The organism is Allobosea sp. BK604, assembly GCF_004341515.1.
Lineage (GTDB): Bacteria > Pseudomonadota > Alphaproteobacteria > Rhizobiales > Beijerinckiaceae > Allobosea.
Map to the genome: position 1 here is coordinate 878,688 of NZ_SLZF01000001.1, position 26,105 is coordinate 904,792.

Genomic DNA, 26,105 nt, shown 5'->3' on the forward strand with positions numbered 1-26,105 from the left:
GATGACGCCTTTGGACTTCATGATCCGCACAGTGGTCATCGGCGTCACCGCCACCATCGTCTTCGACTTGTGGAACCTGCTCCTGCACCGGGTTCTGCAAACGCCCAATCCCGATTGGGGGCTGCTCGGTCGATGGGTGCGCCATGCGGGCCATGGCGTGCTCATGCACCGGACCATTCGCGAGGCCCGGGCCTTCCCTGGAGAAGCCCGGATCGGCTGGCTCGCGCATTACGTGACGGGCGTGGCTTTCGCAGCGCTCCTCCTTCTCGCAGCCGGACCTGACTGGGCTCGCAATCCGACGCTGATCCCAGCGCTGGCGGCAGGGCTTGCGACGCTCATTCCGGCCTGGTTCCTGCTGATGCCTGCCTTCGGCCACGGCTTCGCCGCCTCCAGGAGCCCAATCGCGAACAAAATCCGCACGCTGAATATCGTCGGACATCTCGTGCTCGGCCTCGGATTCTATGCCGGCGCCTTGCTGAGCGCGGCGCTCCACTAAGGCCCACACCAGGGTTTCGGAGCCAGCCTGGCTCCCTTGGCACGAGGCGAAAGCTTGCCCTGACGGCGCCTATTGCACCAGCGCCCGTACACGGTTCTCGACAAGCCTGACCAGGCTGAGCGCCGTCATCTCCGAGGATTTGGGGTTGGCGGCGAGCGGTCGGTTCTCGATGGCGATGGTCAGCGTGCCAAACGCCCCGCGCGCGCTGAGCTGGTGGCTGTTCCCGGTCGCGCGAGGGTCGACGACCAGCTCGACCTTGGAACGGTCGAGCCCAATCCCGGCCAAAGCCGCAACGACGGCCACATTGGCGTTCTGGGGAAAGCGCGATGCCGCCTCCCGCGCCGAGCCGGTGAAGAATGTAACGGGCTCATTCAAGCCATCGAGCGCCACCTGGCCCTCGGCCGGCGTGCCGCGCCAGGCGGCCGGCGGCTTGACGATACGGTGGATGACCTCGTCGAGCGGCAAGGCCGAAGCGGCAGCGATAGCCTCGATGCCGGCGAGCGCGCCGGGGGGCACCAGGATCTGGCTGCCCACCTGATCGGCGACGCTGACCAGACGCTCGAGCAATGCGTCATCGCAAAAGGCACTTGTGGATGCGACCGCGAAGCCACGGGACTGCCGCAACGCCGCCTCTCCCCAGACTGCGACCGCTTCCCTGCCAGCGGCCTCGATGATCAGGTCGAGATCGAGCGCCTCCAGATCACCCGGGCTTGCGATCATCCTCGCATTCGCCGGCAGCCCGGCGACCGCAGCCGCGCTCCTGACGCCCACGGCGACGATCACGACTGTTTCCGGTACACGCTCGGCAAGCAGCTCGGCGACGCGGCGGTTGATCGCGCCCCAGCCGATGAGGGCGATGCGCAGCGGGCGAGCCATCATATCTCGTCCGTCGCGAGCGAGCGGGCCAGATCGAGCAAGCTCCCGCCATTCAGCCCGTCGAGCAGACTGAAATGGTTTGCTCCCGACACGACAAGCGGCGCCGAGACACCCCAGGCGTCGGCGAGCGCGGCCGATTGCCATTTGAACTCGTCGCTCTCACCCTCTCCGACGGCCAGCTCCAACCGAACATTGCTGGGAGGAGGCCTGCGCCTTGGACTCAGCCGCATCGCATAATCGGGATCGTCGAAACCGAGCAGCCGCCCGAGCGGCAAATGGCCGAGCGGCTCGAGCTCGTACAGGCCGGAGAGGAGCAGCGCCGAGCGGAGCCGCGGCGCATCCGGTTCACAGAGCGCCATGGCCGCGAGATGCGCACCAGCGGAATGCCCGCACAAATGCAGGCGCGATCCATCGACGCCGAGACTGTCGGCTTCGCGCGCCAGAAAATTCAACGCCGCGACGGTTTGCGTGACCGCGCGCGCGACACTGTTGTCGGGCGCCAGTCCATAGTTGGGCAGGGCGACGGCATAACCGGCGGCGACCATCCCACGCGCGAACTGCGCATGCTGGAGCTTGTCCGAAGCCTGCCAGTAACCGCCATGGACGAGCACCCAGACGGGTGGCCGCTCGACGCCATCAGGCTTGAAAAGATCGAGCGTCTCGAAGCGATCCTCGCCATAGGCGAGATCGAGACCCGGATGCGTGGCGCGGTAGGCGTCACCATCCCGGCTCCATTGCCTGAACAGCGCGAGCATATCCGCCTGCAGCCGCGGACTGTATTGCCGGCCGAGCTGCGGCAGGCTGTAGCCGCGCACCAGCTTGTCCGGAACAGGCTGGGCCGGCGCGATGCGTGCACGCACCGTCAGGCCGGGATCGGACGAGCGCAGCAAGGTGATCGGCGGCCTGAAGCCGATCAGGACTTCGCGATAGGCGAGGTCGACGAGATGGCGCGACGGATGGAAAGCCGCCGGCTCGGGCACTTCCCAGACCATATCGAGGAGATGCTGCGGACCACGACCGGCCGCGATCAGCTTGTCGAGCAGCAGCGTCAACGCCTCGCGCAACGCTTCGACCACGTCGTGTTCCAGTGTGGCGACGATGATCTCGTCGGCCATGTCAGACGCCAACATAGCGGCTCACCAATTCGGCATCATCGGCAAGGGCGGCGCTCGTGCCGGACCAGACCGTGCGGCCCTTTTCGAGGACGAAATGCCGATCTGCGATGCGCTTGAGCACCTGCAGGTTCTTGTCGATCAGCAGGATCGACTGCCCGCGCGCCTTCAGGGTCTCGATACAGGACCAGATCTCCGCGCGGATCACCGGCGCCAGGCCCTCCGTCGCCTCGTCGAGGATAAGCAGCTTCGGATTGGTCATCAGCGCCCGTCCGATCGCAAGCATCTGCTGCTCGCCGCCCGAGAGCGTGCGCGCCATTTGCTCGGCCCGCTCCTTCAGCCGCGGGAACAGCTGGTAGACCCGCTCCAGCGTCCAGGGATCGCCGGCCCTCAGCCGGTTGGCGGCGGTGGCGACCAGGTTCTCGCGCACGGTCAAAGTGGGGAAGACCTGTCTTCCCTCCGGCACCAAGCCGATGCCGCGCCGCGCGATCGTTTCCGGCGTGGCAGCTTGCAGCGGGGCGCCGTCGAAACTGACCTCTCCGCCCTTTGGCGCAAGCAGCCCCATGATCGAGCGCACGGTCGTGGTCTTGCCCATGCCGTTCCGGCCGAGCAGCGTCACCACCTCGCCCTCGCCGATCTCGAGCGCGACGTCGAACAGCACCTGGCTCGCGCCATAAGCGGATTGCAGGTTGCGCACACTCAGCATCAGGCCTCCCCATCGCCGAGATAGGCGGCGCGCACATCGGGATTGTCGCGGATCTCCGCAGCCGTCCCGGTCGCGATCACCCGGCCGTAGACGAGCACCGAGATCCGATCGGCCAAGGCGAAGACGGCGTCCATATCGTGCTCGACGAGCAGCATCGTGACCTTGCCCCGGAGCGCGCTGAGCATGCCGACCATCTGTTCGCTCTCGGCATGGCCGAGCCCGGCCATCGGCTCGTCGAGCAGGAGCAGGCGCGGTCCGCCGGCGAGCGCCATGATGAGCTCGAGCTGCTTCTGCTCACCATGGGAGAGGTCGGAGACCTTGACCTCGGCGCGGTGAAAGAGACCGGCGGCGGCGAGATGCCCTTTGGCCTGGCCGCGCAAGCCGTCATCGCGACGCGCCTCCGCGAAGAAGCGGAAGCTGTGGCCCTGCCGCGCCTGCACCGCGAGTGCGACATTGTCGAGCACGGTATAGTCCGGCAGCAGATGCGTGATCTGGAACGTGCGCGCGAGACCGCGGCGCACGCGCTGCGGCGTCGGCAGGGCGCCGATCTCCTCGCCACCGAGCCTGATCTCGCCGGCATCATGCGAGAGCTCGCCGAAGAGCTGGGTGATCAGCGTGGTCTTGCCGGCGCCATTCGGGCCGATGAGGGCGTGGATCTCGCCCTCGGCGACGTCGAGATCGACTCCATCGGTGGCGACGAGGCCGCCGAAGCGCTTTCGCAGGCCGCGAACGCAGAGCAGAGGCTCGGCCATCAGCGCCCTCCCCCCAACCGGCGGAGCAGCGCGCGCAGGCCGCCCTGGGTGAACAACACGACGACGAGCAGGATCGGCCCGAGAACGAGCTGCCAATGCTCCGTCCAGGCGGTCAGAACGGTCTCGAGAACGACGAGCGCCGCTGCCCCCAGGAGCGGGCCGAGCAGCGTGCCGACGCCGCCAAGGATCACCATGATCATCAGCTCGCCCGACTTGGTCCAGTGCAGCATGTCGGGGCTGACGAAGCGCAGGTAATTGGCCATCAGCGCGCCGGCGAGCCCGGCCCCCATGCCGGAGATGACGAAGGCCGCGAGCTTGTAGCGATAGGGGGCGATGCCCATCGCGGCCATGCGCCGCTCGCTCTGCCGGATACCGGCCAGGACCATGCCGAAGCGCGAGCCGACGATGCGCGCGATCCCCCAGAACATGATGGCCGCCGCGGCGAGACAGACGAAGTAGAACACCGTGTCGTCGCGCGTATCGAGCCCGAAGAGGATGTTGCGGCGGCGAATGATGAGGCCATCGTCCCCGCCATAGGCTTTCAGCGAGACGAAGAGGAAGAACAGCATCTGCGCGAAGGCGAGCGTGATCATGATGAACTGCACGCCGCTGGTGCGCAGTGACAAGGCCCCGATCACGAGGGCGAGGAAGCCCGCCGCCAGCATCGCCGCGGCCAGGGTGAGCAGCAGCTGGTTCGTGCCCGGGATCAATCCGAACAGAAGCTCGTCGGCGGTGAAGCTCTGGTAGAGGATGCCGACGACATAGCCGCCGATGCCGAAGAAAGCCGCGTGGCCGAAGCTCACCATGCCGCCATAGCCCAGCGCCAGGTTCAGGCTCGCGGCGGCGATGGCATAGATCAGCGCCCGCGTCGCCAGGGGCACGAGCGAGGGCTGGCCGAGAGCCTGCGCCGCGAAGGGCAGTACGACGAGCGCCAGCGCGAGGACGAGCGTGGCCAGCAGCGGGCCGTAGGCCACCGGCACGGGAACGGGTTGCACCATCGCTTCGTTACGCATGGCTCGGGAAGAGCCCTTTGGGCCGCAGCAGCAGAACGACCGCCATCAGCAGATAGATTCCCATGGAGGAGAGACCGGCGCCGAGCGCATCGGCCTCGGAACCCGCCATCACCTGCCGCAGCAGGCCGGGCAGGAACGCACGCAGGCAGGTATCGACAATTCCGACGATGAGCGCCCCGAAAAGGGCACCGCGGACCGAGCCGACGCCGCCGATGACGACGACGACGAAGGTCATGATCAGGATTTGCTCGCCCATTCCGACCTGGACAGCGAGGATCGGCCCCGCCATCAAGCCGGCAAGCCCTGCGAGCAGCGCGCCCAGGCCGAAGACCGCGGTGTAGAGCAGCTTGATGTCGACGCCGAGCGCGCGAACCATGTCGCGATGGGTCGCGCCCGCCCGCACCAGCATGCCGACACGTGTGCGGTTGATCAGGATGGAGAGCCCGGCCGCGACCAGCAATCCCACCGCGATGATCGTCAGCCGGTACACTGAATAGCTCAGCCCGGGCAGGAGTTCGACCGAGCCGTTCAGCAGCGGTGGGATGGAGACGAAAAGCGGCTGGCGGCCGAAGAGGAGCGTGACGCCCTGATTGAAGATCAGGATCAGGGCGAAAGTCGCCAGCACCTGGTCGAGATGGTCGCGCTGGTAGAGCCGGCGCAGCACGAGAAGCTCCATCGCCACGCCGGCGGCGGCGGCCGCCGCGAGTGCGGCCGGAATCGCGAGCAGCAGCGAGCCCGTCTTCGCTGCGACGATCGCGCCAGCATAGGCGCCGACCATGTAGAGCGAGCCATGGGCGAGATTGATCACGCCCATGATGCCGAAGATCAGGGTCAGCCCCGCTGCGAGCAGGAACAGCATCACGCCGAACTGCACGCCGTTGAGCAATTGTTCGAGGACGAGCGTCATCGCGAGTCACATGGCCGGAGGGATGGCAGCAAGACGAGCGGGGTCGTCTCGCCCGGGATCACAGCTTGCACTGCGCCGCGTAGGCATCGCCATGATTGGTCAACACCTTGCCCACCGTCTTCAGGGCGAGCTTGCCCTCGCCATCCTTCTCGACCTTGAGCGCATACCAGTCCTGGATGGGGTGTTGGTTCGGTCCGAACTTGAACGCGCCGCGCACGGACTGGAAATCGGCCTTGGCCAGCGCCTTGTCGAGGGCGGGGACATCGAGCTTGCCGCTGGTGCCCTTCAGCGCCGAGGCGATGGCGAGCGCGGCGTCATAGCCCTGGCTGGAATAATAGGTCGCCGGACGGTTATAGGCCTTGGTCCAGGCGGCCATGAAGGCCTTGTTGGCGGGATTGTCGAGATCCGAGTTCCAGTGGCTGGAGACGTTGAGGCCGAGCGCCGCGTCACCGACGGCAGCGAGCGTCACCGCATCCAGCGACGGCGCCGCGACGACCATCGGGATCTTCCCGAGCAGGCCCGCCTGCTGGTACTGGCGCAGGAAGGCGATGCCGATGCCGCCGGGATGGAACTGGAAGACGACATCGGGATTGGCCGAGCGGATCTGCGCCATTTCTGCGGCGAAATCGGTCTGGTCGAGGCGGGTATAGAGCTCGCCGACGACATCGCCCTTGAAATAGCGCTTGAAGCCGGAGAGCGCATCCTTGCCGGCCTGGTAGTTGGGCGCCAGGATGAACGCGCGCTTGTAGCCGAGATTGGTCGCGTTCTGGCCGGCGCTCTCGTGCAGGCTGTCGTTCTGCCAGGACACGACAAAATAATTCGCGTTGCACTCCTTGCCGGCGAGATTCGAGGGCGCGGCATTGGGGCTGACATAGAGCGCGCCGGCATCGACGATATCGGGCACGGTCGCACCGGCGACATTCGAGAAGACGATGCCGGTGAAGATCTTGATGCCGTCGGTCTTGAGCATGCGCTCGGCGATCTGCTTGCCCTGGCCGGGCTTGAGACCGTCATCCTCGACGACGAGTTCGACGGGCACGCCGCCGAGCTTGCCGCCTTCCATCTCGATGGCGAGCTTGAAGGCGTCGCGGATATCCTGGCCGAGATAGCCGCCCGGCCCGGACAGGGTGGTGATCATCCCGATCTTGACCGGCGCCTGCTGGGCGAAGGCGGCAGCGGACATCAGCAGCGACGTCGCCAGACCGAACAACAAGCCTCGCGCTTTCATGGTGGACTCCAGTTGTTTGCGTTCATGCCTCTGAGATGTTTCGGACGGTGTCATCCCCGCCCTGTGTGCAGTCTGCCCGACGCGATCTCGACCCGCTGCGCCGGGCGCGCTGCCTATAGGCAGACCCAGCCGGCCGGCGGCTCCTTGCCGGGGTGGAGCGTGCCGCAATGCGGGCAGGTGCGCGCCTGCTCGTTGCCGTAGAAGGCGCGATAGAGCGGCGGCAGGTCGTCGACGATGCTGACGAGGTCGACCTCGACGCGGTGCACCAGCTGGGTGCAGTTGAAGCAGTACCACTCGAAAGCGTCGAGCCAGCCTTCTGGCCGCTTCGGCTCGATCACCAGCCCGACCGAGCCTTCCTGCGGACGTTGCGGCGAATGGCGCACATGCGGCGGCAGCAGGAAGATCTCGCCCTCGCGGATCGGCACGTCATAGTGCTTCCCGTTGTCGACGACCTTGAGCATCATGTCGCCCTTGAGCTGGTAGAAGAACTCCTCTACCGGATCGTCGTGATAGTCGGTGCGCTGGTTCGGGCCGCCGACCACGGTCACCATCAAGTCGGAATCGGTCCAGATCTGCTGGTTGCCGACCGGCGGCTTGAGCAGGTGCTGGTGCTCCTCGATCCATTTGGCGAAGTTGAAGGCCTTCAGACGTCCTTCCGTAGCCATATCCTTGATCTCCCGTCGCTGAACGTGCCGGGCCTTCAGCCGGCTTTGGCCAATGGCTGACCTGCGCGCAGGTTCAGCCCGGATTTTTCGAAAGCCGCGCGTGTCGCCACCTTCTCGCTGTCGGTGAGCTGCAGCAGCGGCGCGCGAACGCTGCCGCCGACCTGCCCGAGCAGCTCCTGCCAGTATTTCTGATGCGCATGCGGCTTCTCAGCCGGCCGCGTGGAACGCAGCGCCTCGCGTACCGGGTCGAGGCTGTCGCGCACGGCCTGCGCCTTCTCGGCCTCGCCGCGGAAGGCGAGATCGGTGTATTCGCGCATCCGCAGGTCATGCGCGCTCTGCAGCAGGTAGGGCGGCGAGGAGCAGAGATAGAGCTGCCAGCCGAGCTCGAGGATATTGTCGAGCCATTCCTCTTCCGAGGCGGTGCTGACCAGGATGCGGTCGCCGGCGAGCCGGGTCAGCTCGGCATACATGGCGCGCGGCACGCTATACTTGATCGCGACGACGTTCTCGATATCGGCGAGCCGGTTGCAAAGCTGAGGGCTCATCAGATAGCCGCTATCCGGATGGCTCCAGAGCGCGATGCCGATATCGACCTTTTCCGCGATCGCGCGGTAATATTCGTAGACCGTCTCGTCATGGGCCTTGAAGAAGTGCAGCACCGGCGCATGCACGACGATATAGTCGGCGCCGACCTTCTGGGCGTGCTTTGCCAGCTCAATGACGACGTCCATATTCTGGTCGGAGCAGGACATGATCGTGGCGCCACGGCCCTGCGTCGCCTCGACCGCGAGCTCGAAGCTGCGCTTGCGCTCCTCGAGCGACATCGAGAAGAACTCGCCCTGCTTGCCGGCGACGAAGAGCCCGTCGATCTTCAGCTCCTCCGTCCAGTGCCGGATGTTCTCGCGGAAGCCATCCTCGTCGATGGCGAGCGTCGGAGTGAACGGGGTCAGCGCCGCCGCCCAGATCCCCTTCATATTGGCGCGGGCATAAGCCTTCGCGTCCTTCCTGGCGTAGTTCACGTGGCAGCTCCTCTCCGGCCGGCTGGCGACTAGATCGCCATGCGGTGCGAGACGTTCTTGATGATCGTGTAATGCGCCAATCCCTCGGCGCCGCCCTCGCGGCCGTAGCCGCTGTCCCTGACGCCACCGAAGGGCGTTTCGGGCACGGAGGCCTCGAGCGTGTTGATCGAGACATTGCCGGCCTGGATCGTCTCTGCGAGACGGTCGGCAGTGCTGGCGGAATGCGTGAACGCGTAGGCGGCGAGGCCGAAAGGCAGCGAATTCGCCTTCTCGATCGCCTGATCGAGCGACGAGACCGGGCTGATCAGCGCGAGCGGGCCAAACGGCTCCTCTCGCATCGCCCTCGCATCATCCGGCACATCGGCCAGCACCGTCACCGGGAAGAAATAGCCGCGATTGCCGAGCCGCTCGCCTCCGGCGAGGACGCGTGCGCCCTTCGCCCTGGCATCGGCCACCATCGTTTCCATCGCCTCGATGCGGCGGTGATTGGCGAGCGGTCCCATCTGGGTCGCCGGGTCGAGCCCGTTGCCGACGACGATCGAGCGGGCCTTTTCGGCAAAGGTCTTGGCGAAGACCTCATAAACCGGTTCCTGCACGAAGAACCGTGTCGGGGACGTGCAGACCTGGCCGGTATTGCGGGCCTTGCGGATCGCCGAGGTCACCGCCGCCGCCACCGGGTCGACATCGTCGCAGACGATGACCGGCGCGTGCCCGCCAAGCTCCATCAGCACCGGCTTCATGTGTTCCGCGGCGATCTTGGTCAGGTGCTTCCCGACGGCGGTCGAGCCTGTGAAGGCGATCAGGCGGGTTTGGTCCTGCGGAATCAGGTAGTCCGAAATCTCCGAAGGCACGCCGAAGACGAGATTGAAGACGCCCGGCGGCAGGCCGGCATCGTGCAGCGCGCGGGCGATGTGGAACGCTCCCGCCGGCGTTTCTTCCGCCGCCTTGAGAATGATCGAGCAGCCCGCGGCGAGCGCGCCGGCGATCTTGCGCGACGGCTGGCTCATCGGGAAGTTCCACGGCGAGAACGCCGCGACCATCCCGATCGGCTGGTGCAACACGATGTATTTGATGCCTGGCTCGCTCGGGATGACGCGGCCATAGGTGCGTTGCCCCTCGGCAGCGTCCCACTCGAAGAACTCGCAGCCCCGGACCACTTCGAGCCGCGCCTGGGCAAGCGGCTTGCCGTGCTCCAGCGTGATGGATTGGGCGATTTCCTCGACGCGCTCGCGCATCAGCCGGGCCGCTGCGAGCATCACCTCCCCACGTCGGCGCGGAGAAGTCTGGCTCCAGATCCGGAAGCCGCTCGCGGCCGCTTCCAGCGCCGCATCGAGATCGGCACGGCGCGCCACCGGGACCGCGCCGATCACGGCTTCATCGGCCGGGTTGAGCACCGGTAGCTCATCCGCCGTCTTCCGCCAGGCACCGCCGATATAGAGCTTGAGATCCGGATAGTTAGACATGAATTCCCTCGAACGACCGGCCTGCGCGACCATCGGCGTCACGGCCGCTCCAATCCCGCGCCAGGCTCGGTGCGGGCGGCGATGAGGCATCATGGCAGGAGCCCGGCCATATGGAATTGAGCTTATTCGTATGAATTCAGATGAAATCATTATAAGTTGGTCGCATGGCCGTCACACTGCGTCAGATGCATGCCTTTCTCGCCGTTGCCGAGCATGGCTCCTTCACCAAGGCCGCGGAGCGCATGCATATGGCGCAGCCCGCGCTGTCCCAACTCATCCGCGAGCTGGAGCGTGAGCTCGGCATTCGGCTGTTCGACCGCACGACGCGGCGCGTCGAACTCACCGATGGCGGCAGAGAATTCCACGGGGCTTCGGCGAAGATCGTTCAGGATATCGAGCTCGCCGTCAGAGGTGCCATCGATCTGGCCGAGCGAAAGCGAGGCCGGATCGTCGTCGCCGCCCCGCCCCTGCTGGCGGCGGTCATCCTGCCCGAAGCGATCGCCGAGATGCGGGAGCGCTATCCCGGGATCCAGATTTCCGTGATCGATGTGAAGACCGACACGATCGTCGAGGCGGTCCGCCTGGGCCGGGCCGATTGCGGCGTCGGCACCTTTGCCGCGGTCGAGGATGGGATCGAGCGCATTCCGATGGCGCGCGACAGCCTGATGCTGTTCTGCGACCACAGCAGCCGGTTCGCGGCGGCGGGCACAGTCACCTGGCGCGATCTCAGGGACGAGCCGCTGATCACCTTGACCCGCGACAGCGGCATCAGGCTGCTCGTCGAGGTCGGCTACGAAACGGCGGGCGTACAGCTCCTGCCCGCCTACGAGGTCACCCAGATCACCACGGCCCTGGCCTTGGCCGAAGCCCGCCTGGGCATCGCGGTCCTGCCGACCTATGCGCGCGCGGCCGCTCCCCACCGCCGCGTCATCGCCAGGCCGCTGGCGGAGCCGACGATCGCGCGCGACATCGTCATGATCAGGCGCAGCGACCGTTCGGCCTCGCCGGCCGTCACCGCATTCGAAGGGGTGCTCCGGCGTTATGCGCGCCGCCTGACCCCCCATGATATCGACTAGGGTATCGGCTACGGAGGCGCTGCTTGCTGCCTGCCAATATGAATGTTAGCTGATTACTGGAGATCCATTCTTAGGAAAACAGAATGAATGTTACTCTCAAGCAGGTCCGCGCCTTCTTGGAAGTAGCGAAGCTGAGCAGCTTCACGCGGGCGAGCGAGCGATTGAATGCCACACAATCATCGCTCTCCGTGCTTATTCGCGAGCTCGAGGCCGAACTTCAGACCAAACTGCTCGACCGTACGACCCGCAAAGTCGAGGTGACTGAGGCCGGACGTGAATTTCTGCCCTTCGCCGAGAGAATCCTCGCCGAGTTGGGGCATGGCGTCGAGGCGACGCGCGAGATCGTCGCCCGTCGCCGTGGCCGCGTAAGCATAGCTGCATCGCCGCTGGCGGCGGCCGCGCTCCTGCCGAAGGTCATCGCCAAGTTTCGCACGGCCTATCCCGGCATCAGCGTGGTTCTCGAGGAGTTTCGGCCGGAACAAGTCGCGACCCGCGTGGCGAATTCCCTCTCGGATTGCGGGGTCGGCGTCTTCGACACCAAGGACGATGGGCTGACGAGCACACCGATCTTCCAGGAAAGGCAGATGCTGGTCTGTGCCCGCAATCATCCCCTGGCGCTCAAGGATGAGGTCGGCTGGGCTGATCTGGCCGGTCATCCGTTGATCGCGGTGACGTCGGAGAGTGCCGCTCGGCGCAGGCTCGATCGGCAGTTCGCGCTGGCCGGGGTCTCGATCCAACCGAGCTTCGAGGTCCGCAACATGATCACGATGCTCGGGCTGGTCGACGCGAACCTGGGCATCGCCGTCTGGCCCTCGTGGGCAAGCGCCCTCGCCCGCTCTTTCGACATCGAGCTGCGCCCGCTCGTCCGGCCGAACGCGATGCACGTCGTCTCTGTCGTCGTCGCCAAGGATCGCGCCCAATCGCCCGCCCTCGAAGCCTTCATCGAGATGCTGCGGTCGCACGACGCGCATCAATAGAGCATTTTCGAGCGAAGTGGACACCGGTTCGCGTGAAGAAAATGCAATAAAACAAAAGCTTAGAGCATTTCCGCGTTTCGAGGAAACGCGGAAATGCTCTAGACGGCTGCAGCCGCCGCTATGTGCCCCGCCTCGTTCGGCCGGCCATCGTCCAACCCAACCTGGGACATGACGGCAGCCTATCCGCGGAATGTCCCCTCGACGCGAAGCGGGAATGAGAGCGCAACCAGGCGCTCTCCAGCGAAGAGGAATTCGCCGTGCACGGTCATGCCCATGCCGTCACGGTGAACAGCGATCGACTTGGGATTGGAGCTTGAGACGAAGGCCACCGCGGTGGTGAAGCGGCTCTCGGCCAATCCGCGCAGCCGATCGATCAGGCCACGCAGGATGCCGTGCCCACGATAGGCACGGTCGATGCAGACCGGCCCATAAACCATCGTGCTGTCATCGGCGAAATGCTCGCCGTCGGGATCGATCCCCTGCAGGAAGCTGCGCAGCGCCTTTGCCGGCGGCGGAATTGACGCTCCGCCCAGATCCGCGCTGCACAGGCAACCGGCCAGGTTTTCGCCGACATGGGCGACGAGCACCGCGCAGGCGGCATCCATGGCCGCGAGTTGCTCGGCGGTAAAGGTGGCGAGCAGATAGCCTTCCCGACGCTCCGCCGGAGACAGTCGATCGACATAGTAGCTGTTCATCAGCGCGGCCGCGGCTGCGAAATCTGCGCCGGTCGCCCTTCGGAAAATCGGTGTGAGGGAGATGGTCATGACGCGATCGCCGGATATCTCGAAATCAGGTCCAGAATGGCGAGCAAGGCCGTCAGCATCCCCTTGGGCTGCTCATGTTCTACCCTGGCTGCCCGCGCGCAGGCGAACGGCCAGGGTCATTGTCGGAAAGCCCGCTTGCCCGGCTTATGACGCAGCCGGCACAGGCCGCTTTGCCTCGTCCAAGTCTGCCGAGCCCATGCGGCTCGGTTCAATGCCGAGAAGCGCGACCACGACCGCCATGAGCAGCAGCGCAGCGCTCATCACGCTGAGAACACCGACGACGCCATAGCTGACAAAGACCGGCCCGATGAACAGCGGGACGATGATGCTGGCACTGCGGCCGACGGCGTTGCAGAGCCCGACGCCGCGCAGGCGGAATTCCGTCGGGAAGATTTCGGGAATGTAGACCGCGAACAGCGCCGCCACGAGGACGTAGATCGGGATCGTCAGAAGGAAGCCCAGCGAAACCGTGACCAGGACATCCGTCGAGAGGGCGAAGGCCGCGCTCAGCAGCACGCCGATGAGCGCCGATCCGACGATGGTGACCTTCCGGCCCAAAGCGTCACAGGCGAGAGCGCCGAGCGTGGAGCCAAGCGGGCCACCCAGGGCCATCAGCAGGGCGAAGCCGGTGCTCTTGGTGATCGTCTGCCCCTGGCTGACGAAGAAGGTCGGCATCCAGACGATAAAGCCATAGATCAGCGTGTTCACCACCATCAGCGAGACGCTGCCCACGATCACCCGCGACAGCAGCGGCTCGCGGAAGAGCTGCCCGAGATCTCGCGCGATCGCCGGCGGCGGGGTGAGATCGGGCGCGGGCAACGCACCTCGTTCACGCTCGATCTCACGTTCGATCTCGGAAACGAGCTTTTCGGCCTCGGCGCCGCGTCCGGCGATCTCGAGCCAACGCGGCGATTCCGGCAGCTTCGTCCGCAGCAGCCACGCAATCAGCGCGCCGATTCCACCGAGAACGAACATCACGCGCCATCCGAAGATCGGGATCAGCAGCCAGGCCATGATCGCAGACGCGGGAAGCCCCAATGTCACGGCCGTGCAGATCATTCCCGCCCAGCGCCCGCGGGTCTTGCTCGGGAAGAATTCAGCGATGATCGAATAGCCGACCACATTCTCGGCCCCCAATCCCAGCCCCATCAGAAAACGCAGGATGATGAGCGTCTGCATATCCGGCGCAAAGGCCGAGGCGATCGCGGCGGCACCAAACAGCAGCAGGTTCCATTGGTAGGTGCGGCGCCGACCATAGCGGTCCCCGAGAAAGCCGGTGAGGAGCGCCCCCAGCGTCATGCCGACGAAGGTCGCCGAGATGAACAGGCCATTTTGCGCAAAAGTTGAAAAGCCGGTGCTGGTCGTTCCAGCCAGAACGCTGGCTGCGATATAGATGTCAAATCCCTCAAAGAACATGCCGACGGCGACAATATAAAAAAGCTTCCAGTGGAATTTTCCCACCGGCAATCTGTCGATTCTCGCTCCGATGCTTGCAGTCGACATTATTATCCCCTCATTTTGAGTTATTCGATGACAGCGATGCCCTGAATTTCGATCAGCATGTGCGGATCGGCGAAGCCGGTGACCGTGACCGCAGCGCTCGCCGGAAAGTCGGAACCGAAGATCTCCGACCGGATCTCCGTCATTCGCGTCGTGTTTCGCGCATCGGTCAGGAAGACCGTCATGGTGACGATGTCCTTGAGGGTCGCGCCCGCTTCCTTCAGCGTCTCCTCGATGTTCCTGAAGGTCTGGTAGGTCTGTGCCTCGAAATCGCCGGCGAGCGACTTTCCATTCTCGTCCTTTTGCCCGGTATGGCCGGCAATCCAGACGATCCTGCCGCCCTCCGTAACGATTGCAGGCGAGAAGGCGCGCGTTTTCTGCCAGGTGCCCCGAACGAAAGTTTTCTTCATCACATGCCTCCGTGAGAGTGCGAACGGCGCTTGCCTTGTCTCTGCAATCGATTGCAGAAATAATCATTGCGGTCAAGCTGCCAATTCGAATACTCGCTGTCTCCTCCCCCTCTCACGCCGCATCGCGAATGGAATCCGATAAAGACCAGCGCCGATCCAACGTGACCTTGAAGCAGGTCGCCGAACGCGCCGGGGTGCATGCCTCGACGGTCTCGCGGGCGCTGAATGCGGCAACGCGTTCGATGGTCGCCGAGGATGTCGTCGCTCGCGTCGAAAAGGCGGCCGCGCAGATGGGCTATCGCCGCGATCCGGTCGCGGCCAGCCTGCGGACGGGGCGATCCAAGCTGGTGGGCGTGCTCGTCCCCGACATCGTGAACCCGGTCTTCGGCCCGATCCTCAGCGGTGTCAGCGAGCTTTTCGCCTCCCAGGGCTATTCCGTCATCGTCGCCGACGTCGGTAATGACGAGAACCGTCAGTTAGAGCTCGTTCAGGGTCTCATCGCCCATCGGGTCGATGGGCTGATCCTCGCAACCGTCAGCCGTGACGATCCGCTCGTCGACTATTGCCTGAGCAGGAAGCTGCCGGCCGTGCTGGTCAACCGTGCCGAGATGCGGGCGCGCTTGCCGGCCGTGATTTCGGATGATGCCCTGGGCATGCAGCTGGCGGTGGACCACCTTGTCGAACTCGGCCATCGCACGATTGGCCATCTCGCGGGGCCGTCCCGCCACTCCACCGGCTATCTCCGGCGCAGGGGCTTCCAACTCGCGATCCTGTCGCATGGCATCGAGCTCCAGGATGCTCCCTGCCAGGACACGCTGGCCTATACCCGCGAGGAGGGCGCCGCCGCCACGCACCGCCTGCTCGACGCCAGCCCCAATTTGACGGCGATCGCTTCGGCCAACGATCTTCTCGCCCTGGGCGCCTATGATGCACTGCGAGAGCGTGGGCTCAGCTGCCCCGCCGATATCTCGATCATCGGGCATAATGATATGCCGATGCTCGATCTCGTTTCGCCGGCGCTGACGACCGTGCGGATCAGTCACAAGCAGATGGGCCGGCAAGCCGGGCAGTTGCTGCAGGCGGCGATCGAAAACAACGATTCCCCCCCGCATAACGTCGTCCTGCCGTCCCAACTGGTCGTCAGGGCATCGACCGCTTCACCGCGGGCATGATCAAGCAGCGCGCCTGCCGGGTGGGATCGCAGCAGTGCTTCAGCCGAGCGCGGCCTGGCGGAAGCTATTGTCGATATAGGCCAGGGGCGAGCCCAGGGGCTTGTCGGCATGCGTGCTGTAGCGCCGCCGCAGGTCTATCACCCGGACGACGCCTTCCGTATCGATGTCGAGCGAGCGAGTCAGGCCGCCCTGGCTGATCAGCAAATCATAGGCAGCGCCAAGCGACGCCTTGAGCTGCGGCATCTTTGCCGCGAGGATCGCGCAGGCAGCCTCTTTGTTGGCGGGGTCCGCCAACCAGCCGATACTATCGTGGAAGCCGGCGATGAAAGCCTGGAGCGTCCGCGTATTGGCTTGCGCCCAGCTGCGGCGTGCGCCTCCGACCACGCCCTGATAGCTGCCGAGAACGTCGCGAACGCGGAGCAGCCGCGCTTTGCCTTGTGCCTCGGCGGCGAGACAGAGCGGCGCATTGAGCAAGGTCGCCGTGCATGCCCCGGCGCTGAGAGCGGCCAGCCGCTCGGCGCCCGTGCCGACGCTGGCATAGCTGACATCGCCGTCGCGCAGTCCCGCCTGCTGGAGCAACTCGCGCAAGACGAAGGCGAAGCCTGTGGTCATGGCATCGACGGCCAAGGTGGTTCCGCGTAGTGCGGCAAGCGATTTGACGTCCGGTTGCGTCATCACGCTGAGCAGACCGTCATCCACCCCCATGAAGGCGAAGAAATCGATGGGGCCTTCGAGCACCTCTTCGCCATGTCCCTCGACATAGGCGATGATGTTGTCGATGGCGGTGAGTGCGATTTGCGCCCGTCCCTCGTGCAGCTCGCGCGCCATATGGCGCGAGTTCGGCGTGAGGCTGACCTGCAGGTCGATGCCACGCTCAGTGAAGAATTTCCGCTCGAAGCCGGCGAATAGCGGCCAGTTGGAAGCCCCCGGGAACGCGATCACTTGGAGCGTATCGGCCATCTCAGCTGCTCGCGGGAGTGGCAGCAGGAAGGGGCATCGCCAGAAGGATGCTCGACGGGCTGTTGGAATCGTTGCGCAGTGCCCGCGCCTCGCCAGGCGCGATGCGGCAGGAATCCCCGCGGCGCAGAACGGCTTCCTCCTCGCCCGTCGATACGGTGACTTCGCCCTCGACGACGAAATACAGCTTCTCGAGGGGCGAGGTATCGAGTGAGGTCTTTCCGCCGGGCAGCAAATGCGACAACCCGAGCCAGAGCATCGAGGATGGTCCGGCCTCGTGACCCTGCAAGCGCAGGCAGCGCATGTCGTCATGGGCGGGCGGGTGGTAGAACGGCGCGTCGTTCAGCCGGGTGACATTCATCTCAAGCTCCCCCAGGGACCAGGACAAGGCGATCGCGCGAGGAGCCGAGCACCTTGGCATAGGCCTCCTTCGCCTGATCGAGCGTGTAGATTGAAGACGGCAGGACCGGGAATGGCTTGAGCGCGCCGCTTTCGAAGCTCGGGACCATCTGCCCGAGGATGGCGATCGTCTCGGCCGTACTCAGGGCCAGCGTATCGATCCCGACAAATGTCTGCTGTCCGCGATAGAATTGCAGGATATCGAACGGGACGGCGCGATCGATGGTCGCAATCAGGATCTGATGCGCATGCAGCGCCAGGATCTGACGCGCCAGATCGAAATAGGGACTGCCGACCGTGTTGAAGACGATGTCGGCACCATGTCCGTCCGTCAGCTCGCGGATCCGGGCTGCGGCCTCGGCGCCGTTGCCGCTCACGATACTGACCGGGTTGGCATGGTAGCCGTCGAAGGCCGCGCCTTCGCGCATGACCCCGATCGTCCTGGCGCCCAGCATCGAAGCGATCTGGATGGCGGCCTGCCCGACCTTGCCGGTCGCCCCGAGAACGGCCACGTTCATGCCCGCCTTCGGGAAGCCTGAACGCTCGAACCCTTTCCAGGCCGTGACGAAGGGCACGCCGACGGCGCCCGCTTCGATCATCGACATCGCACGGGGCTTTGGCAGCACATCGGCCAGGTCGACGACCAGATGCGTGCCATGGCTGCCATCCCGGCTGATGCCCAGCTCGCCGCTCGATCCCCAGACCTCCAATCCCAGCAGATTCGTCGGTCCCTCGACGACCGTCCCGGCGAAATCACGACCCGGCGTCCTCGGCCATCTGGCGTGCGGCATCATCCCCAGCGTCGCCTTGACGTCGCTGGGATTGACGGCTGCGGCGCTGATCTCGATCACGGCCTGCCCGGGGCCCCAGCGCACCGGCTCATGCGACATCCGCAGATCGAGCCGGGACACATCGTCCGCCTTTGCCGTCACATGCAGGCGCCGGCTCTCGCGGGAAAAAGCCGGCGGGGCGGCAGCCGCCTCGATCGCATTCATCTCGGTCTCCAGGAAGCCCTCAGCGGCAAATCTTTTACAATCGATTGCAGATCTCGGTCAAGAGAGATGCCTATTTTCGAACCACGCTCGCGCATCCCCACATTGCGCCCATCGAGAGGCCGCACGAGGGATCATAGGTTGGGCCTTGGGCCTTCTCGCCCTCAAAGCCACGGATATTCCCGATAGGGAAGCGGCCTGCGCCCAACCATGACGCCCGGGCGCTACGGACGGCGGCGGTTTGCCGCAAGCCGCCATCAAATGACATCGACTCGATTTCGCCTTGCTATCTGCAATCGATTGTAATACCTCAAGCGCAGGGAGAAGGCGAATGATCATCGAAAACCAGCAAATGGTCACGGGCGCCGTCATCGACGCGATGTCGAATGCGGAGAATCCCCGGCTGCGAGAGATCATGGCGGCCCTCGTCCGGCATGCCCACGCTTTTGCGCGCGAGGTCAAGCTGACCGAGGAGGAGTTCGAGCAGGGCCTCGCCTTCCTCAACGCCATCGGCCAGGCGACGAATGACTCCCACAACGAAGCCGTGCTCTTCTCGGACGTCCTCGGCTTTTCCACGCTCGTGTGCCTGCTCAATAACGGCAATGCCGGCGCGACCGAGACGGCGGCTGCGCTGCTCGGCCCGTTCTGGCGGATGAACTCTCCCGCGACGGCCAATGGCGGCTCCATCCTTCGTTCGCCGACGCCGGGGCCCGCGCTTTTCGTGAATTGCCGGATCGTCGATGTCGATGGGGCTCCCATCGCCGGCGTCGAGGTCGATGTCTGGCAGGCATCGCCTGTCGGGCTTTATGAAAACCAGGATGACGATCAGGCCGACATGAACCTGCGCGGGAAGTTCCGGACCGACTCCGAAGGTCGTTTCAGCTTCCGCTCCGTCCGACCCGCCGGCTATCCCGTCCCCACGCATGGCCCCGTCGGCGACCTGCTGCGGGCGCAGCACCGCCATCCCTATCGGCCGGCGCATCTGCATTTTCTCGGCTTCAAGCAGGGCTACAAGACGCTGATCACTCAGGTCTTCGTGGCCGAAGACGATCGTCTCCAGACCGATGTCGTCTTCGGTGTGACGCGCCATCTGATCGGCACCTATGTGCGGCACGAGGACGGCGCGCCGCCCGCGGAGGGCGTCTCGCCCCCCCGGTACACGCTCGACTACGGCTTCGTCATGGAGCCCGGCGAAGCAAAACTGCCCGTTCCCCCGATCAAGTGAGGCCGACATGAGCTATCCGAAGAACCTCTCCGGAACGGTGGCGCTGATCGTCGGCGGGGCCGGAGCGATCGGCGCCGCGACCGCTCAGATGCTCGCCGCTGCGGGCGCGACGATCGTCGTGACGCACATGCCCGGCGCCGACCCGGAGCGCATGGCGAAAGACGTCATTGCACAGCTGCCGCAAGATCGGGACCACGGCCATTTCGTTGCCGATATCGTCGACACCCCGTCCCTGCTCGCCCTGCGGCAGGAGATCACCGCCCGTTACGGCCGCCTGGATATTCTGGTGAATGCCGCCGGCTTCACCAAGCCGGTCGCACATGCCGATCTCGACAGCCTCGACGATGAGCTCATCGACAGGATGTTCCAGGTCAATTGGCGCGGCCAGTTCGCCGCAATCAGAACCTTCGCCCCCATGCTCAAGGCGTCGGGCGACGGGCTCGTCGTCTCGATTTCGTCGATCGCCGCGTTCACCGCCGTCGGCTCGAGCATCGCCTATTGCGCGGCGAAGGCCGGGATCGATGTGATGACCAAGGCATTGGCCCGCGTGATGGCGCCGGAGGTCCGGGTGCTGGCTGTATCACCAGGCGTGGTCGACACGCAGTTCGTGCCCGGGCGCGGCGCCGATTTCAACGACAAGGTCGCCAGTTCCACGCCCCTGAAGCGCATCGGCGCCGTCGACGATATCGCAGCCGCAATCACGGCCTGCGCAACTCATCTCGGCTTTTCGACCGGCCATATCATCCAGGTCGACGGCGGGCGGGCACTGTAAAGCGCGCCGCCGCCGATCCGGCCCGAGCCAGGAGGAAGCCAACATGCAAAACAAGGTCTTCGTCACCTGCGCCGTGACAGGCAACCTGACAATGCCGGAACAGACGCCGCACCTGCCGATCACGCCCGAACAGATTGCGACATCCGCACTCGAAGCGGCGCGAGCGGGTGCAGCTATCGCCCATATCCATGTCCGCGATCCCAGGACCGGCAAGCCTTCGACTGCATTTGATCTCTACAAGGAGGTCGTCGATCGAATTCGTGAGAAGGACGAGGAGCTGATCCTCAACATCACGACGGGACCAGGCGGGCGTTTCGTCCCGTCGGAGGAAGATCCCAAGATCTTCGGGCCGGGAACCACCCTGATGCGTCCGGAACTGCGCGTCGAGCACATCGCCGCGTTGAAGCCGGATATCTGCACGCTCGACCTGAATACGATGAATTCGGGCGCCCAGGTCGTGATCAACACGCCCGGCAATGTCCGCAAGATGGCGCAGATCATTCGCCAGAGCGGCGTCAAGCCGGAAATCGAGCTGTTCGATTCCGGCGATATCGCACTGCTGCAGGATCTGGTGAAGGACGGCACCGTCGATGCCGCTCCGCTATGCTCGATCGTGATGGGTGTGCAATACGGCTTTCAGCCCTCGGCGGAGACGGTCTTGTATGCGCGCGGCCTGCTCCCGGCCGGCGCGACCTGGACGGCCTTCGGCATCGGTCGCTGGAGCTTTCCGATGGCTGCTCAAGCGCTCATCGCCGGCGGCCATATCCGTGTGGGCATGGAGGATGCCGTCTACCTGGCGCGCGGCAAGCTGGCGCCGTCCAATGCTGTGCTGGTCGAGAAAGCCTGCGGCATCGTCGAAGCGATCGGCGCGGGTATCATGACCGCCCGCGAGGCCCGGGCCGCCCTCAAGCTGGCGGGAGCTTGAGGCCGCTGCTCAAGGGGGCAAAACGCGATGGGCACAAGCTTCACACTCAACGGCGAGCCGGTCACCGTCGCAGCCGACGGAAACTCCACGCTGTTATTGGCGCTGCGGAACGAGCTCGGCCTTCAGGGCACGCGCTTCGGCTGCGGCGCCGAGGATTGCGGAGCCTGCACCGTTCTCATCGACGGCCACCTCCACTATTCCTGCGGTCAATTCGTGGAGGATACCGCCGGCAAGCATGTCGAGACGGTCGAGGGCCTGCGAGGGCCGATCGCCGATGCGCTGAGAACGGCGTTTTTCGAAGCCGGGGCAGGTCAATGCAGATATTGCCTGAGTGGCATCTTCGTCACCGCTCACGACCTGCTCATGCGCAATCGGCAGCCGGCCCGCGCGGAGATACGCGCCGCGCTGTCGCGCAATCTCTGCCGCTGCGGCGCCCATGGCAGCATCTTGCGCGGAGTGGAGAAGGCCGCAACCTTGCTCGCTGACATGGACCGGTGACATGGCTTCGCCAGCCCTTGCCCCACCATCTCCCGCGAATACAAGTCTCGGCGACTGGTTCGATCTCTCCCTCCCCGGCAAGGTGCTGCTGAAGACCGGCAAGGTCGAGCTCGGCCAAGGCATTTTGACAGCGCTGCTCCAGATCGCTGCCGAGGAGCTCGATCTCGAACTCGACCAGATGGACGTGCTCTCCGGGGACACCGGCCTCTCCCCGCTCGAGGCCGGCACGGTCGGCAGCATGTCCATCGAAACGTCGGGGGTCATCGTCCGGCATGCCGCGGCAGACCTGGGGCGACGCCTCCTCGACGCCGCCACGATGCGCGCTCAGGTTCCGCCCGGTCAGGTCACGGCCCGCAACGGCCGATTTCGGCGCGACGGAGAACTGCTGGCGGATACGATCTGGAGCGTCGCTGCGGATGTCGACCTCGATGTGCCGGTCGACCGCAGCGCGCCGCTCAAGCCACGCGGCAGCTACAGACTCGTCGGCACGAGCGCACCTGCCGTCGGATCACAGGAGAAACTCGCAGGAGCGGCCTTCATCCACGACATCAACCTTCCCGGCATGCTGCATGGACGAGTCCTGCGGAAGCCGCATCCGGACGCCCGCCTCCAGCATGTCGACGTGGACCGCATCCGCGGCCGCAAAGGTGTCTCCGCGGTCGTCCTCGAGCAGGATTTCATTGGCGTGCTGGCCGAGACGGAGCACGATCTCGACAAGGCCATGGAGCTCGTCACGGCTGCTGCCAAGTGGCTCTTGCCCGAGGCCGGGCGCCATGAGACAGCGCTCGATATCCTGCACAGGCTGCCGAGCGTCGATACCGCCATTCGCGACGACCTCGCGGCGAACGAACCAGCGCCGAACGAGCTCGTGGAGGCCACCTTCACCAAGCCACTGGTCGGTCATGGTTCGATCGGGCCCTCCTGCGGACTCGCCGTCATCCGACCAGACGGTGCGGAATTGTGGAGTCATTCCCAGACGGTCTTCGCCTTGCGTGATCAGGCCGCGCGGATCTTGGGCTGCGATATCGAGCAGGTCAGGGTCCGCCATTCGCAGGGCGCGGGCTGCTACGGGCATAATGGCGCCGACGACGCGGCAATGGACGCGCTGCTTCTCGCCCGCGCCGTACCCGGCCGCCCGGTGCGGGTCCAATGGTCGCGCCAGGACGAACTGACCGCCGAGCCGCTCGGTTCGCCGATGAGCGTGCGGATCGCGGCCGCCGTTGCCGGCGAGCGGATCGTCCATTGGGAGCTGGAAACGCGCTCGGGCTCGCACATCCAGCGTCCGGGCTGGAATGGCGGCGTCAACCTGCTCGGTCCCGCCGCCATCGCCGACGCCTGGAAGCCCGCCGCCCAGCGTGACCTGCCGAGCCATAATGGCGGGACCAAGAACGCGGTCGCACTCTATGATTTTCCGCAGCGCGTCGTTCATCAGTTCGTCCCGGCCATGCCGTTCAGGCTATCGGCGCTGCGCTCGCTCGGCGCCTTCGCCAATGTCTTCGCCGTCGAGAGCATGATGGACCAGCTCGCCGAGGTTGCCGGCACAGACCCCATCGCGTTTCGTCTGGCGCATCTTTCCGATCCGCGTGCGCGTGCAGTCGTCGAACGCGTCGCTGCGATATCCGGCTGGCACGAGCCGCTGCACGATGGTCGTGGCCGCGGCGTGGGCTTCGCGCGCTTCAAGAACAGCGGCAGCTATTGCGCCGTGGCCGCTATCGTGGAGGTCGACGAGCAGATTTCACTCCGTGGGCTATGGGGCGTCGTGGACCCCGGCCTGGCGATCAATCCCGACGGGATCATCGCGCAGGTTGAAGGGGGCATGATCCAGGCAGCGAGCTGGACCCTCAAGGAGGCAGTGCCGACGGAGGGCCCATTCCTCACCGCCGAAAGCTGGCGCGACTACCCGATCCTGAGCTTCGCCGAGATCCCGGACATTCAGGTCGAGATCCTTTCCGACCCGAGCCACGAGCCGGCGGGCGTGGGTGAAATCTCACTTGGTCCTACCGCCGGCGCGATCGGCAATGCTGTCGCCGCCGCGCTCGGAGCCAGAATCTACGACCTGCCGATAACGCGCGATCGCGTGATCGCGACGTTGATGGGCTAGTTCTCGCTTCGGCACGGCTCGACAACGACATCCCGTTCGAGAAACCCGGGCGCCTCGAAGGCGCGATTGGGGATCAGGGCCACGCCGAGACCGCTCTGCACCATCCGATATAGCGCGTCTAAGCTGGGCACGTGGATGCTCAGCTTGACGACGTGGCCGGGCTCGCCCGCGGTGACGACAACGCGGATGTACATCGCACTGTCCGAATCGGGAGTGGTCTGGGCAGCTGGTATCCGCTACTGGCCAAGCACGCTATCGCCCGGGGCGAAATGACCTCGACGAAGCCCATTGCCACGAAACTTATTCCACAGACGGCTTTCGACGCGTCTTTCCAAACAGAACTGTGACGTGACACTACGGTAGCGCGTTCGGACCAAAAGCCGAAAATGAGTCAAGTTATGGATGTGCCAAGGCCTGCAGCAGGCGCGGGGCCGTTTGCGCCGCTCAGAAACACGACGTTCCGCGCCATTTGGCTCGCCGGGCTGATCTCGGCACTAGGATGGCTCATCCAGACCATCGCGATGAGTTGGCTGATGGCGACGATCACGCCATCGAGCGTGATGGTCGCGTCGGTTCAGGCCGCGACGAACCTGCCGGCCTTCATCCTGTCGATCTTCGCCGGCGCCATCGTCGACAATTTCAATCGCCGCAAGGTGATGCTGATTGCGCGGTCCCTGATGGCGCTGACCGCGGCCACACTAACGGTCCTGGTTGCAGTCGGACTGATCAACCCCTGGATCATCCTGTTCTTCAGCTTCCTGGCGGGGTGCTGCATCGCCTTCAATGACCCGGCTTGGCAGGCATCCGTAGGCGATATCGTCGATCGCAAGGATCTGGCCGCTGCCGTGACACTGACATCTGTCGGTTTCAACACTGTTCGCAGCGTCGGACCGGCCCTGGGCGGCATCATTCTCGCGACCTTCGGCCCGCTGACAGCCTTCTGTCTCTATACCCTCGGCCATTTTGCGCCACTGATTGTGGTCTGGCGGTCGAAATGGAAAGTTCCTGTCTCCAGGCTGCCACCCGAAGCGATGCTGACGGCGATCTCCGACGGAATTCGCTTCACCTCCCTGTCATCCGAGATCAAGACGGCGCTCGCACGTGGCTTCCTGTTTGGGCTCGCTGGCATCGCCATCCTCGCCCTTCTGCCACTGGTCGTTCGTGACCAGCTGAAACAGGGAGCCGTTGCCTATGGTGTCCTGATGGCCGGCTTCGGCGCAGGAGCGCTGCTGGCAGGCCTGACGTCCACGGCACTCCGGGTCAGGCTGTCGGATGAGCAGCTCTTGAAGCTGGCTTGCGTCGCCTGCGCGATTTGCACGATCACCCTCTCGATGACGCAAACCGCTGCTGTCGCCGCCGTCGCGCTCATGCTCGGCGGGGCCGGATGGGTCCTGGGGTGGTCGGGCCTGAGTATCAGCGTGCAATGGGCGAGCCCCCGCTGGGTCGTCGGCCGGACAATTTCGCTCTACTACGCTCTCACCTCATGCGGGCTTGCCGCAGGGAGCTGGCTCTGGGGCATGGTGACCGAGAGCTATTCCCTGAGTTTCGCCTTGCAGGCATCGACCGCAGCGTCTCTTGGCGTCGCTATTCTTGGCTTGATCCTGCCAATCCATCAGCGCAAGGACGCGGATGTTTCGACGCCTGATCATTTCGAGGCGCCCGCGATCAGCCTGGACGTGAAGCCGCGAAGCGGGCCGATCGCGGTCAAGATCGTACCGGATTCCAACCGAACAGATCGAAGCCTTTCTCGCCTTGATGCTGCAGCGGCGGCGCGTCCAAGCGCGCAACGGTGCGCGCCGATGGATCCTGACGCGCAATCTGCACGATACCGCCGTTTGGACCGAGACGTTCCGCACGCCCACCTGGAACGACTATCTGCGTTTCAACTACCGCCAGACCGCCGCCGACCGGGCGCTGGATGCCAGCTTGATCGACCTGCACATGGGACACGAGCCGCCCGCAATAACCCTCTCGATCGAGCGGCCCACCGCCACACCGCGAAAGGCCGATATTTTCGGGTCTGACACACCCCATACCTGAACGCCCCAAAGGCTGGCAAAGGTTCGGCTCTGTCAGACCACTGTCCTGATCCCGAAAGTC

26 protein-coding genes and 1 pseudogene are annotated in these 26,105 nt (G+C 65.1%); 10 read left to right on the plus strand and 17 right to left on the minus strand.

Going from position 1 to position 26,105, the window contains the following annotated elements; translation table 11 throughout:
• Position 1: 1 nt before the first annotated feature.
• The gene (locus EV560_RS04255) at positions 2-496 is read left to right on the plus strand and encodes a DUF2938 family protein (protein WP_131854285.1); all 495 of its coding nucleotides are present in this window, start codon (positions 2-4) and stop codon (positions 494-496) included.
• Between the two features lie 69 nt (positions 497-565).
• On the opposite strand, the gene EV560_RS04260 is transcribed toward EV560_RS04255, so the two are convergent.
• The 10 genes from EV560_RS04260 to EV560_RS04305 all read right to left on the minus strand — a co-directional run bounded on the left by EV560_RS04260 (position 566) and on the right by EV560_RS04305 (position 10,237).
• Complete coding sequence (locus EV560_RS04260) at positions 566-1,372, minus strand: aspartate dehydrogenase (protein WP_165923311.1); 807 nt, start codon at positions 1,370-1,372, stop codon at positions 566-568.
• On the minus strand, positions 1,372-2,487 hold the full coding sequence (locus tag EV560_RS04265) for an alpha/beta hydrolase (RefSeq protein WP_165923312.1): 1,116 nt from the start codon (positions 2,485-2,487) through the stop codon (positions 1,372-1,374). The genes EV560_RS04260 and EV560_RS04265 overlap by 1 nt, the downstream gene beginning before the upstream one ends.
• Position 2,488: 1 nt before the next feature.
• The gene (locus EV560_RS04270; protein ID WP_131854291.1) at positions 2,489-3,190 is read right to left on the minus strand and encodes an ABC transporter ATP-binding protein; all 702 of its coding nucleotides are present in this window, start codon (positions 3,188-3,190) and stop codon (positions 2,489-2,491) included.
• Positions 3,190-3,942: an ABC transporter ATP-binding protein gene (locus EV560_RS04275; protein WP_131854294.1), complete on the minus strand. Its 753-nt coding sequence runs from the start codon at positions 3,940-3,942 to the stop codon at positions 3,190-3,192. The genes EV560_RS04270 and EV560_RS04275 overlap by 1 nt, the downstream gene beginning before the upstream one ends.
• Entirely contained in the window at positions 3,942-4,940 is a 999-nt protein-coding gene (locus tag EV560_RS04280; protein WP_131854728.1) for a branched-chain amino acid ABC transporter permease, read from the minus strand. The genes EV560_RS04275 and EV560_RS04280 overlap by 1 nt, the downstream gene beginning before the upstream one ends.
• 7 nt (positions 4,941-4,947) lie before the next feature.
• A complete protein-coding gene (locus EV560_RS04285; RefSeq protein WP_131854296.1) occupies positions 4,948-5,862 on the minus strand; it encodes a branched-chain amino acid ABC transporter permease in 915 nt (304 codons plus the stop codon).
• Between the two features lie 58 nt (positions 5,863-5,920).
• Complete coding sequence (locus EV560_RS04290) at positions 5,921-7,090, minus strand: ABC transporter substrate-binding protein (protein WP_131854298.1); 1,170 nt, start codon at positions 7,088-7,090, stop codon at positions 5,921-5,923.
• A 113-nt stretch (positions 7,091-7,203) separates the two neighbouring features.
• Positions 7,204-7,755 (minus strand): 3-hydroxyanthranilate 3,4-dioxygenase, encoded by a 552-nt coding sequence (locus EV560_RS04295; RefSeq protein WP_131854300.1) that lies wholly within the window; start codon positions 7,753-7,755, stop codon positions 7,204-7,206.
• A gap of 35 nt (positions 7,756-7,790) precedes the next feature.
• Entirely contained in the window at positions 7,791-8,774 is a 984-nt protein-coding gene (locus EV560_RS04300) for a dihydrodipicolinate synthase family protein (RefSeq protein ID WP_131854302.1), read from the minus strand.
• Between the two features lie 29 nt (positions 8,775-8,803).
• Positions 8,804-10,237 carry an NAD-dependent succinate-semialdehyde dehydrogenase gene (locus EV560_RS04305; protein ID WP_131854304.1) on the minus strand — a complete coding sequence of 478 codons (1,434 nt, stop codon included), beginning with the start codon at positions 10,235-10,237 and terminating at the stop codon, positions 8,804-8,806.
• A 164-nt stretch (positions 10,238-10,401) separates the two neighbouring features.
• Here EV560_RS04305 and EV560_RS04310 point away from each other — a divergent pair, with 164 nt between their 5' ends.
• Together EV560_RS04310 and EV560_RS04315 are read left to right on the plus strand one after the other, a co-directional pair.
• Entirely contained in the window at positions 10,402-11,313 is a 912-nt protein-coding gene (locus EV560_RS04310) for a LysR family transcriptional regulator (protein WP_131854306.1), read from the plus strand.
• Between the two features lie 83 nt (positions 11,314-11,396).
• Positions 11,397-12,290 carry a LysR family transcriptional regulator gene (locus tag EV560_RS04315; protein WP_131854308.1) on the plus strand — a complete coding sequence of 298 codons (894 nt, stop codon included), beginning with the start codon at positions 11,397-11,399 and terminating at the stop codon, positions 12,288-12,290.
• A gap of 179 nt (positions 12,291-12,469) precedes the next feature.
• On the opposite strand, the gene EV560_RS04320 is transcribed toward EV560_RS04315, so the two are convergent.
• The 3 genes from EV560_RS04320 to EV560_RS04330 form a co-directional block, all read right to left on the minus strand.
• A complete protein-coding gene (locus tag EV560_RS04320; RefSeq protein WP_131854310.1) occupies positions 12,470-13,054 on the minus strand; it encodes a GNAT family N-acetyltransferase in 585 nt (194 codons plus the stop codon).
• A gap of 144 nt (positions 13,055-13,198) precedes the next feature.
• Complete coding sequence (locus EV560_RS04325; protein ID WP_131854312.1) at positions 13,199-14,557, minus strand: MFS transporter; 1,359 nt, start codon at positions 14,555-14,557, stop codon at positions 13,199-13,201.
• Positions 14,558-14,577: 20 nt separating this feature from the next.
• The gene (locus EV560_RS04330; RefSeq protein ID WP_131854314.1) at positions 14,578-14,964 is read right to left on the minus strand and encodes a RidA family protein; all 387 of its coding nucleotides are present in this window, start codon (positions 14,962-14,964) and stop codon (positions 14,578-14,580) included.
• Between the two features lie 35 nt (positions 14,965-14,999).
• On the opposite strand from EV560_RS04330, the gene EV560_RS04335 reads away from it, so the two are divergent.
• On the plus strand, positions 15,000-16,136 hold the full coding sequence (locus tag EV560_RS04335) for a LacI family DNA-binding transcriptional regulator (RefSeq protein WP_248311882.1): 1,137 nt from the start codon (positions 15,000-15,002) through the stop codon (positions 16,134-16,136).
• A gap of 39 nt (positions 16,137-16,175) precedes the next feature.
• Here EV560_RS04335 and EV560_RS04340 read toward each other — a convergent pair whose 3' ends face one another.
• The 3 genes from EV560_RS04340 to EV560_RS04350 are packed head-to-tail and all read right to left on the minus strand — an operon-like array spanning position 16,176 to position 18,487.
• Positions 16,176-17,096, minus strand: a complete 921-nt coding sequence (locus EV560_RS04340) for an ABC transporter substrate-binding protein (RefSeq protein WP_131854316.1) — start codon at positions 17,094-17,096, stop codon at positions 16,176-16,178.
• A gap of 1 nt (position 17,097) precedes the next feature.
• A complete protein-coding gene (locus tag EV560_RS04345; RefSeq protein WP_131854318.1) occupies positions 17,098-17,454 on the minus strand; it encodes a cupin domain-containing protein in 357 nt (118 codons plus the stop codon).
• Position 17,455: 1 nt separating this feature from the next.
• The gene (locus EV560_RS04350; RefSeq protein WP_131854320.1) at positions 17,456-18,487 is read right to left on the minus strand and encodes a quinone oxidoreductase family protein; all 1,032 of its coding nucleotides are present in this window, start codon (positions 18,485-18,487) and stop codon (positions 17,456-17,458) included.
• 328 nt (positions 18,488-18,815) lie between these two features.
• Between EV560_RS04350 and EV560_RS04355 the strand changes: the two genes are divergently transcribed.
• The 5 genes from EV560_RS04355 to EV560_RS04375 are packed head-to-tail and all read left to right on the plus strand — an operon-like array spanning position 18,816 to position 24,005.
• Entirely contained in the window at positions 18,816-19,709 is an 894-nt protein-coding gene (locus tag EV560_RS04355; RefSeq protein ID WP_131854730.1) for a dioxygenase family protein, read from the plus strand.
• 7 nt (positions 19,710-19,716) lie between these two features.
• Positions 19,717-20,481 (plus strand): SDR family NAD(P)-dependent oxidoreductase, encoded by a 765-nt coding sequence (locus EV560_RS04360; RefSeq protein ID WP_131854322.1) that lies wholly within the window; start codon positions 19,717-19,719, stop codon positions 20,479-20,481.
• Between the two features lie 43 nt (positions 20,482-20,524).
• Complete coding sequence (locus EV560_RS04365; RefSeq protein WP_131854324.1) at positions 20,525-21,406, plus strand: beta-keto acid cleavage family enzyme; 882 nt, start codon at positions 20,525-20,527, stop codon at positions 21,404-21,406.
• Between the two features lie 27 nt (positions 21,407-21,433).
• Positions 21,434-21,904, plus strand: coding sequence for a (2Fe-2S)-binding protein (locus EV560_RS04370; RefSeq protein ID WP_131854325.1), 471 nt, complete (start codon positions 21,434-21,436; stop codon positions 21,902-21,904).
• Between the two features lies 1 nt (position 21,905).
• Positions 21,906-24,005 (plus strand): xanthine dehydrogenase family protein molybdopterin-binding subunit, encoded by a 2,100-nt coding sequence (locus EV560_RS04375; protein ID WP_165923313.1) that lies wholly within the window; start codon positions 21,906-21,908, stop codon positions 24,003-24,005.
• Here EV560_RS04375 and EV560_RS35990 read toward each other — a convergent pair.
• Positions 24,002-24,199 carry a hypothetical protein gene (locus tag EV560_RS35990; RefSeq protein WP_207907939.1) on the minus strand — a complete coding sequence of 66 codons (198 nt, stop codon included), beginning with the start codon at positions 24,197-24,199 and terminating at the stop codon, positions 24,002-24,004. The two genes, EV560_RS04375 and EV560_RS35990, sit on opposite strands and share 4 nt — an antisense overlap.
• 204 nt (positions 24,200-24,403) lie before the next feature.
• Between EV560_RS35990 and EV560_RS04385 the strand changes: the two are divergent.
• Positions 24,404-26,045: pseudogene (locus EV560_RS04385) on the plus strand (MFS transporter).
• Positions 26,046-26,105: the final 60 nt, after the last annotated feature.